Raw genomic sequence first — 14,504 nt, forward strand, 5'->3', positions numbered from 1 at the left:
CTCTTCGCGCCGATGAGCGAAGAGCGTGAGATGCAAATTATGTATGACATCCTGATCAAAAATGCCCAACAAGCGGGTGGGTGTAGTATCGATATCGCCCTTCAGGGCAACAAAATAGCGGCGGTGGGCGATCTTGCTGGTTCATTGGCAAAACAGACCGTCGATTTAGATCATGACGTTTTTGTGAGTGCTGGTTGGATTGACGGCCACACTCACTGCTATCCGAACTCGCCTATTTATAACGACCACCCCGATAACGTTGGGGTGTCCGGTGGCGTGACGACTGTCATTGATGCGGGCAGCACAGGCACAAACGATGTGGATGATTTTGCGCAGCTTGCAGCGCAATGCACAACCCATGTGCACGCACTACTTAACATCTCGAAAATTGGCTTGTTGCGCCAAAATGAACTGGCCGATGCTAACGACATTGATCTGGATAGCGCAAAGCAAGCACTGCTTCGTCATCCCGAATTTATTGTCGGCTTAAAAGCACGCATGAGCGGTAGTGTTGTCGGCCACAATGGCTTAATGCCACTTCATGCAGCCAAAGCATTACAACAGCAATGCGGCTGCGTTCCATTGATGGTGCACGTCGGTAATGCGCCGCCAGATTTGGATGAGATTGTCGCTCTGCTGGGCAAAGGCGATATTCTCACTCACTGCTTTAATGGCAAGCCTAACCGCATTCTTGATTGTCATGGGGAAATAAAAAGCAGCGTTCAACAGGCCAGAGCTCGAGGCCTGAAACTTGATATCGGCCACGGCAGTGCCAGTTTCAGTTTTGAGGTGGCGGAGCAGGCCATCGCACAAGGGATTTTGCCCGATACAATCAGTTCTGACATTTACTGTAAAAACCGGCTCAATGGCCCGGTTTACGGTCTTGCCCACCTGATGTCGATGTTTTTTACGCTCGGATTATCCCATGAGCAGATCATTGAGCGCGTGACGAGTCAAGCAGCGCAAGCACTTCGCCTAGCGAAAAAGGGGCACTTAATTGCAGGCTATGATGCCGATTTAACGCTCTACACCATCAATAAAGCGTCGGTTAACTACACCGATACTCATCACCAGCATCGAACTGGACAACAGAGATTTACGCCTCTTGCTGCCATTATTGACGGCAAGCTTGTATTGACTGAACAAGGACAACAGCATTATGTCTTCCATTCTTGAAAAATATCACTTGAAACAAGTGATCAACGCATCTGGCCGTATGACAGCTCTTGGTGTTTCTACTCCGCAACCCGAAGTGGAACAGACTGTCTGTTTTGGGATGAACAACTACTTTGAAATGAGCGATTTGGTGAACAAAACTGGCCAATATATTGCTCGTTTGCTGCAAGTTGAAAATGCAGTCGTCGTCTCATGTGCTTCTGCGGGGATTGCACAGAGTGTCGCGGCAGTCATTGTGCGTGGTAACCCTTATCTGCTTGAGCATCTGCATGCAAAAACGCACCCGATCGCAACGGATATTGTGATCCCCAAAGGGCATAACGTCAATTATGGTGCCCCGGTTGGCAGCATGGTAAATCTTGGCGGCGGTAACCTGATTGAGGCCGGTTGGGCTAATGAATGCAGCGCAGAACAATTAGCCGCGGCAATCACCCCCAATACCGCCGCCATTCTCTACATTAAATCGCACCATTGTGTGCAAAAAAGCATGTTAACCGTGGCACAAGCGGCCAAAGTGGCTCAAGACCACCAGCTTCCGTTGATTGTTGATGCAGCAGCAGAAGAGGATCTACAACTCTATTATCAGCAAGGGGCTGATCTGGTTATCTACAGTGGTGCGAAAGCGATTGAAGGCCCAACCAGCGGTTTAGTGATTGGGAAACATCAATATGTTGAATGGGTTAAGCAGCAATCTGCAGGGATTGGCCGTGCCATGAAAGTCGGTAAAGAAGGCATTTTAGGCCTAACGCATGCCATTGAGTTGTACTTAAGCCGCCAACAAGAAACTGGCCAACAAATGGTGTATAAAATGACGCCATTTATCGAGGGGTTAAACCGTATTGAAGGGATAAGCGCGCGCGTGGTTTGGGACAGTGCAGGCCGAGATATCGCACGTGCAGAAGTGAGTTTTGATGCCAAACAATTTGGTATCAGCGCTAATGAAGCCGTCACACGCCTCCAAAATGGTAACCCAGCGATTTACTGCCGCGCTTACAAATCCAATGAAGGTTCAGTTGAATTTGATGTCCGCAGTGTTTCATCTCATCAACTTGAACTTATTCTTAGCGCCATGAACCAACTGAATCAGGAGTCATTAGAATGTCTTTAAGCCCTAATTTTTACGCTGACCGTGTATGTCTCAATGTGCTGGCGGGCTCTCATCATAATGCGATTGAAGTCTACCAAGCCGCAGAAGGCCATGTGTTGGTCGGTATGCTCTCGAAAGATTACCCAGATACCGCAAGCGCTGCGGCTGATATGAAATCGTGCGCTGAAAAAATAGAGAATGCTTTATCGATTGGCCTTGGCGCAGGGGATCCCAAACAATCGGATATGGTGACGGCTTTAGCCGGAATACTACAGCCTCAGCATGTCAATCAAGTCTTTACTGGTGTGGGGGCTACGCGTCAAGCGCTAGGTCAACATCACACTATCGTGAATGGTTTGATTTCACCATCAGGCACTGTTGGCTTGGTTAAAATCTCAACTGGCCCGAAAAGTTCAGGTATGGAAGAAGCGGTTGTTCCCGTTGATACGGCGATTGCCATGTTGCAAGATATGGGCTGCAGCTCAGTCAAATTCTTCCCAATGCAGGGGCTAAAATGCAAAGCTGAGTACCAAGAAGTTGCCAACGCCTGTGCTCGTCACCACTTTTGGTTAGAGCCAACGGGTGGTATTGATCTAAACAACTTTGAAGAGATTTTACGCATCGCTCTCGATGCTGGAGTCGAAAAAGTCATTCCACACATTTATAGCTCAATCATCGATGAGAAAACCGGACAGACTCGCCCCGAGGATGTGAAAACCCTGCTGGCCATGACTCAAAAACAACTGGCACATTCATAACACCGACGCCGGAGCATGTGCTCCGGCATAACAAAGCGTTGGCTATCTATTGCCTTTAGTGCATTTTACCTTTTAGATAGCGCTGTTCATGCTGGAATGGGAATCGATGATGTACAAGCTACCGCACCCTCGCCTAATTCATCTGTTGGATGCTGTATCCGCCTCGCCTTTGACTCAGGACGAACTTGCGCAACGGCTTAATGTTTCGACACGCACCATACGCACCGATGTCGCGCTGCTCAATAATGTGATGGTCAATCATGGCGCACATCTTCTCCACCAGCGCGGTTCCGGTTACCAACTCAATATTTACAACCCATCAACTTTCGAGCATTTTTTGTCGAGGGTGCAAAATGCAGAAACGATTCCAAGGACCAGTAAAGAGCGCATCATCCAGATTCAAGTACTGCTATTAACGGCAGAACAAGGCGTAAAAATTGACGAATTGGCCGAGACATGGAATCTAAGCCGCACCGTTATTCAAAATGATATGGTTGATGTACGCAGCCAACTGGCCACATTTGGTTTATCGATTGAAAGTAAACCTCGTTTGGGCATGCTGATCCAAGGCCCAGAAATGGCGATTCGCTCCCGTTTAACACAACTTATCTACATCGAACAAAAAGAGACAAAACAAGCTCTGGGCTTTATTAGTACGATTTTCCCTGAAAAATCTCAGCAAATTTTTGCAGCGCGCTTTCGTGAAGTGTTGACCAACCATACACTCTATATCAACGATATTGGGCTGCGTTGGTTAACCCTTTATGCTGCCGTCACACTGCACAGGCTCGCGTGTGGCAAAGAGCTTACCGAATTTTCTAAAAACGATGTTCATGAAACGACGCTACCAATTGCCAAAGCGTTATTTTCTGCGCTACCGATGCTGTTACCCGCCAATAACCATGAAATTGCCGCCTTGGCGATTCACATTCAAGCGAGAATTGCGACGAATCAAGCACTCCTTAGCCAGGGTGTACAGCATGAAGCCGATGCTCTAGTCACTCACATCTTTGATTATATCTATCAAAATTACCCTTACGATGTGCGTGACGATGCGCTATTACGCCGCGATCTTCACAACCACGTCTGCCATATGATCATTCGTGTCAAACATCATGTCGCCACAATTAACCCATTGGCCGAACATATCAAACAGCACTACCCACTCGCTTACAGTATTACCTTATCGGCCATCGCAGACTGGATCAGAGAGACGGGTTACTGCATGACACAGCACGAAATAGGCTATCTTGTGATTCACATTGGTGTGGGGCTTGAGCGTAATTACCATTTAGGTCATCGTACACCCAAAGCGCTCCTGTATTGCGACGCCGGTAATGCCGCGACACTTGGGCTAGAAGCGATCATCCGCCGCCAGTATCCGCAATTGGATATGAAAACGGTTTATTCCCCTGAACAGTTGATCACCGCTGATGCCACGCAAGCGGACCTCATTATTACCACCATGCCCTTAGCCAATAGAGAGATTCAGAGCTTTGTGGTTGACCCCTTCCCTACCCAACATCAATTGGAAGAACTGGGCAAACAAGTGTTGGTTGATCGCACGCACTCTTATCTTTTGGATAAGTATTTTTCCAAGGCTCAATTTCTCTACCTTGATGACGTCATTGAGCAATCACTCCTCTTTGAGCAGGTTTGCTCGCATCTTGAATCAACGGAGTTGGTAGAGGAAGGATACCGAGCTTCACTGCAAGAGCGAGAGAGTTTGGTTTCAACCATGATGGGCGAATACATTGCTCTACCTCACTCAATTGAACTATTTGCTAAACGTTCGATGGTTTACACCGTCGCTGCACCGCGTGGAATTGAATGGGGTAATGGTGAAAAAGCCTATCTGATCTTTTTCCTCGCCTTAAGTAAATGTGACTATGAAGAGGCGATGGGGCTGTATGATCTTTTCCAAGTGCTGATTAATAAAAAATTAGGTAAAAGTCTGTCGCAATGCGAAACCTTCAAGCACTTCAAAACACTGGCGCACTTGGAATTACAATAAAATATATCGCTGTGTGATGCTTCCTAGATGCCCTCTATTTTTTAGATACCGTCTGTTTTTAGGTTCCGTCTGTTTTTAGAAACACTCGTTTTTTAGGGACCAGTCTTTTATAAACAAGCCGTTTAGAGAGAAAACCAAGGCACAACAAGGCCCTCGCTAAGAGGGCCTTAATATCAAGATTACTGAGTGAAGAGGGTTTACAACACGTCGAAGCGATCGGCGTTCATGACTTTGGTCCAAGCAGCGACAAAGTCTTTGACGAACTTCTCTTTGTTATCGTCCTGCGCGTAAATTTCAGCGTATGAGCGCAAAATGGAGTTTGAGCCAAACACCAGATCAACACGAGTCGCTGTCCATTTTGTTTTACCGCTCTTACGCTCAACCATATCGTAAGAGTTACGGCCTGTTGGCTTCCAAGTGTAATTCATGTCGGTGAGGTTAACGAAGAAATCGTTAGTCAACGCCCCAACACGGTCTGTCAATACACCATGTTGACTGCCGCCATAGTTTGTACCGAGCACTCGCAATCCACCAATCAATACGGTCATTTCTGGGGCGGTCAGGCGCAATAGTTGCGCTTTATCTAACAGCATCTCTTCTGGGTTAACCACGTAATGTTTCTTTTGCCAGTTACGGAAACCATCCGCCAGTGGCTCAAGCACATCAAACGATTCCACATCCGTTTGTTCAAGCGTTGCATCACCACGCCCTGCAGTAAAAGGCACAGTAATATTAACGCCTGCCGCTTTGGCCGCTTGTTCAACACCGACGTTACCCGCCAAAACAATGGTATCGGCGATACTAATACCCGCTTCAGCGGCAATTTTCTCCAGGACAGTCAACACTTTGCTAAGTCTTTCTGGCTCATTACCTTGCCAATCTTTTTGAGGAGCCAAGCGAATGCGCGCACCGTTCGCGCCACCACGTTTATCGGAACCACGGAAAGTACGAGCACTATCCCATGCGGTGCTGACCATCTCACTGATGCTTAAGCCGCTGGCCGCTATTTTTGCTTTTACTGCATCCACATCATAATCTTTACGACCTGCGGGGATGGGATCTTGCCAAATGAGATCTTCTGCCGGAACATCAGGGCCAAAGTAACGCGCTTTAGGTCCCATATCACGGTGAGTAAGCTTAAACCAAGCTCGCGCAAACACTTCAGAGAAATACGCTGGGTCTTTGTAGAAACGCTCTGAGATCTTGCGATATTCAGGATCCATCTTCAGCGCCATATCGGCATCGGTCATCATAGGGTTATAACGAATGCTTGGGTCTTCCACATCAACCGGTTTATCTTCCTCTTTGATGTTGATTGGCTCCCACTGCCACGCGCCAGCAGGGCTCTTCGTCAGTTGCCATTCGTAGGTAAACAACAGGTGGAAGAAGCCGTTATCCCACTGGGTTGGGTGCGTAGTCCATGCACCTTCAATACCACTGGTGACGGTATTACGGCCAATGCCGCGACTGGCATGGTTATTCCAACCCAAGCCTTGTTCATGCAAGTCCGCCCCTTCAGGATCTGGCCCTAAGTTCGCAGCGCTACCATTACCATGCGCTTTACCCACCGTATGCCCACCCGCTGTCAGCGCAACGGTTTCTTCATCATTCATTGCCATGCGCTCAAAAGTGACGCGCATGTCATGTGCGGTTTTAAGCGGATCTGGATTACCGTCAACGCCTTCAGGGTTTACATAAATCAGGCCCATCATCACGGCAGCAAGCGGGTTTTCTAGATCACGCACACCGGAATAGCGGCTATTTTCTCCGCCACTTGGCGCTAGCCACTCTTTTTCTGAGCCCCAATAAGTGTCTTTTTCTGGGTGCCAAATATCTTCACGACCAAAAGCGAAACCAAAGGTTTTAAGCCCCATGGATTCATAAGCCATATTACCCGCCAAGATCATCAGATCTGCCCAACTGATTTTGTTGCCGTATTTTTGTTTGATTGGCCACAATAAGCGACGAGCTTTATCTAAGTTGGCATTATCAGGCCACGAGTTAAGCGGAGCAAAACGCTGGTTGCCAGAGCCCGCACCACCGCGACCATCTGCAATTCGGTAAGTCCCAGCGGAGTGCCATGCCATGCGGATCATCAAACCGCCGTAATGCCCCCAGTCGGCAGGCCACCACTCTTGGCTATCGGTCATTAGTGCTTTGAGATCTTTTTTCAAGGCATCAACATCCAATGTTTTTAGCGCATCGCGGTAATTAAAATCCGCACCCATTGGGTTGGTTTTCACGTCGTGCTGGTGAAGAATGTCAAGATTCAGTGCTTTTGGCCACCAATCCATATTGGATAGTTCAGCAGAAGTTACTCCGCCGTGCATGACAGGGCATTTACCGCCCGAATTCATACCTTTATTCTCCATTGCGTTCTCCTTGCTTCGCATTACTGCGGCTATTTAAGTGTGCTTGATTTATTCTAAAAACACTCAGCACGGTCGATATTGGCTGAACATTCACTGTATTAAATTCAAATGCAACAAAACTTAGAACAACATCATGTATATACAATAACAACGAGAGGTGATGAGCCTGCGGTCACGACTTGTTCGAAAAACCTTTTTCTTCAAAACCTTGCCACGATTATTGTTTCTGCTGCGTTCTGTACAGACTAGACAAGATGAGCATTAAACACTAATTCACTGTGGCTATTAATTTGATAGGCATCCTCTAACGCAATACGGCTAAGTTCACCCCTAAAGTCTCTCCTAACCACAGAACTTGTCCCTCAGAATGGTCATACCTATCGTCTCCAGAAACCGGATGGATCAACACGCTAAGACCTTCCCGATGTTCATCTAGCCACTCAATAAATCCGTGGCTATTGTCAGCAAGGTGTACTTCAAACATCGGCTTTAAGTGCGGGCCAACAAGCCTTGGTACTAAGCCAAACATGGCTTGTACATCATGTCGTTGTTGGGCAATTTTTTGTTGTACGCGTTGTGCTTTTGCTTGCTCTGCGAGATCAAAATAAACATGGGCATGAAACATAAAATAACTCCTCTTGATTTTTAAGCAGTGTACTACGCCAAAAGAGCATAGAAACCACAACAAATTTGCTGATGATTTTCAGCTAATTTGAATATACCGACGCTATTTAGCCTATCAGCACGGCCATATACCTTATTACTTATACTGATTAAAACGTTAAAGACTTATAAGATGACCGAAATAAAAGGTTAACAGAACAGTCATTCCATCCAATGAATAACCCTGCCCTTACTTATTTATTCACCAAACATATATTACAAATATAATGAGTCGTTACCATATGAAATTCTAATTGTCATAATCAGATAAGCTCATAGTATTGCTCTCCAATTTACGAGACTTTTTGCTCTTTCTCAGCAAATGGATATTAGAGAATTTTATGAAAAAACACTTTGAACTCATCGACAAACCCACTTTTTTTGGTGCGCTTGCTCTACTGTGTTCAGTAATCGTGCCGCTGTTGGTTTGGCCAACACAAGGGGAATACTGGATCAGCGTCGCCAAAACCTTTATGACCGATAAACTAGGGTTTCTCTATCTTGGACTTGGTTTAGCGGCTTTTTTCTTTATGATTTACATTATCTTCAGTGATATTGGCCAAATAAAACTTGGTGATGCTGACGAAAAACCTGAATTTGCAACGGGATCATGGGCCGCCATGCTATTTTGTGGGGGAATTGGAGCCAGTATTTTATACTGGGGCACCATCGAATGGGCATACTATTATCAAAATCCTCCCTTCCAATTGGAAGCGGGCAGTGAAGAAGCAATCCGCTGGGCTGCTACATATGGCATTTTCCACTGGGGGCCAATAGCGTGGTCCATCTATCTTATACCTGCTCTGCCGATTGCCTATTTCTTCTACGTACGTAAGCAGCCAGTACTGAAAATATCTTCAGCATTAATGCCAGTAATTGGTGAAGCGAGAAGCTACGGAAAATTAGGTAAATTGATTGATGTTTTGTTCATTTTTGGTTTACTCGGTGGTGCAGCAACGACCCTTGGTTTAGCAGCTCCGCTGATTAATGAAGGCATTAGTTACTTATTTGGAATCCCCTCTACCACCACCAGCCAAATTGGGGTCTTACTACTGTGTACGGCATTATTTGCTTATTCGTCCTACAAAGGGATGGATGACGGAATTAAGGTTCTGAGTAACATCAACTTCTGGGGAGCATTAGCGCTGTTGGCCTTTATTTTAGTCGCAGGCCCAACGATCTTTATATTGGAAACGGGCCTCGACTCTATTGGTCGTATGCTGTCAAATTTCTTTATCATGGCTACATGGGCAGAACCATTTGGTGGATATGGCTCATTTTCAGATACTCATTTCCCACAAGATTGGACCATTTTTTATTGGGCATGGTGGTTAGTATTTGCACCTAGCATGGGCTTATTTGTTGCGCGAATTTCTCGTGGTCGCACTATTAAACAAATGGTCGCAGGTTCCATTTTCTTTGGCTCGATGGGCTGTGCACTCTATTTTATGGTTCTTGGTAACTATGGATTATCGTTGCAATTAACGGGGCAGCTGGACGTGGTATCGATTCTAAATCAACACGGCGCCACTAAAGCGATTTTTGCCATACTTGAACAACTGCCAATGAGTACCATAGTGATTGCCGTTTTCACTATTTTATGTATCATTTTTACGGCAACAACTTTTGACTCCATCTCATTTATTTTAGCTTCTGTGGTGCAAAATAATGTGACTGAAGATCCTCTACGCTGGAATCGTCTATTTTGGGCATTCGTACTATCCTTTATGCCTTCGGTTTTACTGTTTATGGGGGGGCTCTCAACCCTACAAACAGCAGCCATCGTCGGTGGTTTGCCATTACTCATCATTGCTGTAATGTTAATGATTTCAGGGCTCAAAGCAGCAACTCTAGACTTAGCCCACCAAGAAGGCTACGAAGATCCAGTCATCAATATCGAAGATTTCCCTGATGTAGACCCTTGGTCAAGAGAGGGAATGGCATTAGCAAAATTCGAACGCTTAAAAGATGAAGCAATGACAGCGGCAGAACAAGAAAGAGAAAGCCTAGCTGCAATCTGGAAGTTGAAGAAAGTGATTCGGTTAGAAGCACTGGCACGTGGTGAGAATGGTTTAGAACTTGGGGAAGCTCCTGAAGATCAATTAACAGAGATACAAAGTCTAACAGAAGCAGCAATGGCTGCTCGTGAGCATAAACTACAAGCCTCAGAGGCAGCACAAGCAGCAAGAATTGAGTTTAATGAATTGCTCAAAGAGAAAGAACAATAAGCTGACTCTTCAGACACCATATTAACTTAACTGTATGAAATCGCCCTGCACTTCGGTTAAGGGCGATAAATTCTAACAAGTCACTTTTTCTAAACTTAGGTTTGTTGATTAAGCCAGCTAATAAACGCCGCAATACAATCATTTTTTCCGTTATGTATCAGATAATAGCCCGCATTTGCTTTGAGCGGTTTAAAGGGGGAAACCAAACGCTCTGTTTCTAATTCATTATCAATCAATGCCATTCTAGCCATCGCAACTCCAACTCCGGCTTCTGCGGCCGACATCGCCATATCAGTACGATTGAAAAAATGACCTTGTTGAGTCGCTATGTCTACCCCCATTTCTGACGCCCAATAAAGCCATTCGTAATCTCGCGACGCATTTGCCCACGGCATAGCATCATGCAGTAGCACGACACCATTCCAGCTTTCTTGCTGATAATGGCTATGCTGTAATTGTGGATGAGCTTGCAGGTAGGCTGCGCTCATCACTGGTAGCAGGTACTCTTCAAATAGCAGTTCCGCGTTCATTTTTTTGTAGGGCAATGGACCATAATCAATCGCTAAGTCGTAGTCTCGTCGGTCACTGTCTACCAGCGCTCCCTCAGCGAATATTTGAATTTGGATATCTGGATGTTTTCTATGGAAGTTTTCTAGACGAGGTACAAGCCATTTAAATGCAAATGATGGGGTTGACTTCAGTTTGATTTCGTTAATATTTCGACTTTGATTAAGATAGGCAATAGTACTTTCAATATCTTGAATATTCTGCTTCACCACTCTAGCAAGAGTTCGTCCTTCGTCAGTTAAGCGAATACCACGAGAATGCCGTTCAAATAGTTTAAAACCGATCTTCTGCTCTAACAGGATAAGCTGCTGACTAATAGCTCCTGTCGTTAAATGTAAACTCTTTGCTGCTTCACTAAAACTGTTGTATTGCGCCACTTTCACAAATGTCGACAATGTGGATAAGGTATTACCTTTCATCGCTTTTGCTTATAGATATTCTAAACACTGGTGATAATTTATATCGATTGTTAATAAAAGGTAAAGCAATAAAACTACGTGCAACAACTATCTTAGGAGCAAGTAATGGACGTGATCGTCTTAGGTAGCGGCGTCATCGGGCTAACCAGCGCATGGTATTTATCACAAGCGGGCCACCGAGTAACGGTGGTGGATCGCCAATCACAAGGTGCAAAAGAGACCAGTTTTGCTAACGCAGGGCAAATATCTTACGGCTACTCTTCCCCTTGGGCTGCACCCGGCATCCCACAAAAAGCATTAAAGTGGCTGTTTGAAGAGCATGCACCGTTGAAAATAAAACCATCTATCGACCCACAGCTGTTGGCGTGGATGGGTAAAATGTTATTGAACTGCCAACAGGATCGTTACAACATCAATAAAGCCAGAATGCTGGCGATTGCCAATTACAGCCGCGTTTGTTTGGCTGACCTGAATCAGCAACATAACCTGCAATATCAAGGCCGTCGGCTTGGAACGTTGCAAGTATTTCGCAGCGAAAAACAGCTACAAGCGATACAAAAGGACATCAAACTACTCGAGCAAAGTGGGATTCGTTATCAGCTTCTTGATGTCGATGGGTGCATTAAGCAAGAGCCGGGGCTTGCTCTTGTACGCGATAAATTGCGAGGTGGTTTGTACCTCCCCGACGATGAAACTGGGGACTGCTATCTGTTTTGCCAACAATTAACAGAGCTCGCGAAAAGCCGTGGGGTGCAATTTCTGTTTGATACACAAATAAAAACATTAACCACTGAAGGCAAAAAGATCACCGCTGTCCAAACCGATAAAGGTGAGCTAAAAGCAGACAAATATGTCGTCGCACTCGGCAGTTACTCTACCGCTTTACTGGCGACATTGGGTATCTCCATTCCTGTTTATCCAGTGAAAGGGTACTCACTAACGCTGCCGATTGTCGACGCCGAACTGTCCCCACGTTCAACGGTAATGGACGAAACATATAAAGTGGCCATCACTCGTTTTGAGGATCGAATTCGTGTCGCGGGCACGGCAGAGTTAGCCGGGTTTGATCCTGCCTTGCCTGATGCGCGCAAAGCAACCATTGCAAAAGTCGTGACCGATCTCTTTCCTCAAGGCGGTGATTTAGCACAAGCTGAATTTTGGACAGGCTTTAGACCAATGACGCCTGACGGGACTCCGATTATAGGCTCCACTCCATTTGAAAACCTCTACACCAATACCGGACATGGAACCTTAGGGTGGACGATGGCTTGCGGATCTGGACAGCTTCTTGCCGACATTGTCAGTGAGCAAACTTGTGCTTTACCAATTCATGAGTTGAATCTCTCTCGCTACCTCATCAACTAGTCACAATAGAAAATGCTTATTATTAGCTAAACCTTAGTGGAAAGTTATTATGCATAATGATTCATCCGAGAGGATTTAATTTCCAACCTTTCGGGTGACCAACCCATATGCGCTGAAATTTTAGCCAATTCTAATTAACCCACCTATCATTTAACATTTCGTTAGCATTTTGTGTTCCTCATCACGCTAACGATTATTCACAGATAAATAAATTAACATCTAAGTTACAAAAAGATTAATATGTTGCCCACAAAGCAAACACAACACTCACCAAAACTACTAAAACAGGGAAATGCATATGCAGTCATTTGTTGATTTTCTGAATGGAATAATCTGGAGCCCGGCGCTAATTTATTTATGCCTTGGTGCGGGTTTATTCTACTCAATTGTGACCCGATTCGTTCAGGTCCGTCACTTTTTTGAAATGTGGCGACTTCTTCTTTCCGGAAAAAGCTCAACCAAAGGGATATCCTCTTTCCAAGCTTTGGCCGTTTCACTTTCGGGACGCGTCGGTACGGGTAACATTGCAGGCGTAGCCGCGGCAATTGGTTTTGGTGGCCCTGGTGCTATTTTCTGGATGTGGGTAGTGGCCTTTTTTGGTGCCGCGACTGCTTATGCTGAATCAACTCTGGCACAGATTTATAAAGAAGAAGATGAAGGTGAATTCCGTGGTGGCCCCGCTTATTACATCGAAAAAGCGATGGGACAAAAATGGTATGCATGGATCTTCGCCATTTCCACCATCTTTGCTTGTGGTGTGCTTTTACCTGGCGTGCAATCCAACAGCATTGGTAATGCCGTAGAAGCGGCTTTTGGGGCTGGCCCAATCATTGAAACCACTATCGGTAGCTTCACTTTTGCTAAGATTTTTACTGGTACCGTAGTGTCAATTATTTTAGCTTTCATCATCTTTGGTGGTGTTAAGCGTATCGCCAACTTCACACAGGTCGTGGTGCCATTTATGGCTTTGGCCTATGTCATTACTGCGTTTGTTATCATCCTGCTTAACATCAGTGAAGTACCACGTATTTTTGCCATGATCATTGGTGATGCGTTCACACCAATGGCAGGTATTGGTGCTGCGATTGGTTGGGGGGTAAAACGAGGTGTTTACTCAAACGAAGCAGGCCAAGGTACTGGACCGCACGCTGCGGCTGCCGCGAGTGTTGATCACCCAGCCCAGCAAGGTTTAGTGCAAGCATTTTCTATCTACATTGATACTTTGCTGGTCTGTTCCGCAACCGCGTTCATGATTCTGATCACTGGTGCTTATAACGTACACGGCGGCGCAGAAGGTGCATTTTTAGTACAGAACATCGCGGCGGATATCAGCGCCAATGGCCCAGTATTTACCCAAATGGCGATTGAGAGCGCACTACCGGGCGTGGGTAAACCTTTTGTTGCGTTTGCTCTGTTCTTCTTCGCCTTTACCACGATTTTGGCATACTACTATATTGCTGAAACGAATATTGCTTACATTCGCCGCACCTTTAAAGTCGATGGCCTGATGTTCCTTCTTAAAGTAGTGATCATCGCAACGGTATTCTACGGCACAGTGAGAACCGCGAACCTTGCTTGGGCAATGGGTGATGTGGGCGTGGGTTTGATGGCGTGGCTAAACATAGTCGGGATTTTGATCATCTTCTTTATGGCTAAACCAGCTATTGCAGCACTCAAAGATTATGAAGAGCAACAAAAACAAGGTGTCGATGAGTATCTTTTCAACCCAGTAAAACTCGGCATTAAGAATGCGACATATTGGGAAGGAAAATATAAACGCAAAACGGGACAAGAACCAACCGTAGAAGAAAGCTCCGTGGGTGTTGAACAACCATCATCCTAACGGATTAGCTAA

The 14,504-nt window shown here is 45.7% G+C and carries 10 protein-coding genes; 7 read left to right on the forward strand and 3 right to left on the reverse strand.

The genetic code is table 11. From position 1 onward, the window contains the following. Positions 1-12 precede the first annotated feature (12 nt). The 4 genes from DD616_RS14295 to DD616_RS14310 all read left to right on the forward strand — a co-directional run bounded on the left by DD616_RS14295 (position 13) and on the right by DD616_RS14310 (position 5,035). The gene (locus tag DD616_RS14295; protein WP_208871833.1) at positions 13-1,176 is read left to right on the forward strand and encodes an amidohydrolase/deacetylase family metallohydrolase; all 1,164 of its coding nucleotides are present in this window, start codon (positions 13-15) and stop codon (positions 1,174-1,176) included. Then, a complete protein-coding gene (locus tag DD616_RS14300; protein ID WP_208871834.1) occupies positions 1,160-2,284 on the forward strand; it encodes a DgaE family pyridoxal phosphate-dependent ammonia lyase in 1,125 nt (374 codons plus the stop codon). Before DD616_RS14295 ends, DD616_RS14300 begins: the two co-directional genes overlap by 17 nt. After that, positions 2,275-3,021, forward strand: coding sequence for a 2-dehydro-3-deoxy-phosphogluconate aldolase (gene dagF, locus DD616_RS14305; RefSeq protein WP_208871835.1), 747 nt, complete (start codon positions 2,275-2,277; stop codon positions 3,019-3,021). The genes DD616_RS14300 and dagF overlap by 10 nt, the downstream gene beginning before the upstream one ends. 88 nt (positions 3,022-3,109) lie before the next feature. After that, on the forward strand, positions 3,110-5,035 hold the full coding sequence (locus DD616_RS14310) for a BglG family transcription antiterminator (protein WP_231140393.1): 1,926 nt from the start codon (positions 3,110-3,112) through the stop codon (positions 5,033-5,035). A 197-nt stretch (positions 5,036-5,232) separates the two neighbouring features. On the opposite strand, the gene katG is transcribed toward DD616_RS14310, so the two are convergent. Then, positions 5,233-7,407: a catalase/peroxidase HPI gene (gene katG, locus DD616_RS14315; protein ID WP_208871836.1), complete on the reverse strand. Its 2,175-nt coding sequence runs from the start codon at positions 7,405-7,407 to the stop codon at positions 5,233-5,235. Between the two features lie 304 nt (positions 7,408-7,711). After that, positions 7,712-8,032: a DOPA 4,5-dioxygenase family protein gene (locus DD616_RS14320; RefSeq protein ID WP_017046265.1), complete on the reverse strand. Its 321-nt coding sequence runs from the start codon at positions 8,030-8,032 to the stop codon at positions 7,712-7,714. Between the two features lie 379 nt (positions 8,033-8,411). Here DD616_RS14320 and DD616_RS14325 point away from each other — a divergent pair, with 379 nt between their 5' ends. Then, the gene (locus tag DD616_RS14325) at positions 8,412-10,298 is read left to right on the forward strand and encodes a BCCT family transporter (protein ID WP_208871837.1); all 1,887 of its coding nucleotides are present in this window, start codon (positions 8,412-8,414) and stop codon (positions 10,296-10,298) included. A 95-nt stretch (positions 10,299-10,393) separates the two neighbouring features. On the opposite strand, the gene DD616_RS14330 is transcribed toward DD616_RS14325, so the two are convergent. Continuing rightward, a complete protein-coding gene (locus DD616_RS14330) occupies positions 10,394-11,284 on the reverse strand; it encodes a LysR substrate-binding domain-containing protein (protein WP_208871838.1) in 891 nt (296 codons plus the stop codon). Positions 11,285-11,389: 105 nt separating this feature from the next. Here DD616_RS14330 and DD616_RS14335 point away from each other — a divergent pair, with 105 nt between their 5' ends. Beyond that, entirely contained in the window at positions 11,390-12,649 is a 1,260-nt protein-coding gene (locus DD616_RS14335) for a D-amino acid dehydrogenase (protein WP_088728663.1), read from the forward strand. 298 nt (positions 12,650-12,947) lie between these two features. Then, positions 12,948-14,492 (forward strand): alanine/glycine:cation symporter family protein, encoded by a 1,545-nt coding sequence (locus DD616_RS14340; RefSeq protein WP_017043180.1) that lies wholly within the window; start codon positions 12,948-12,950, stop codon positions 14,490-14,492. Positions 14,493-14,504 lie beyond the last annotated feature (12 nt).

Source organism: Vibrio anguillarum, assembly GCF_003390515.1.
In the GTDB taxonomy this organism is placed as follows: domain Bacteria; phylum Pseudomonadota; class Gammaproteobacteria; order Enterobacterales; family Vibrionaceae; genus Vibrio; species Vibrio anguillarum.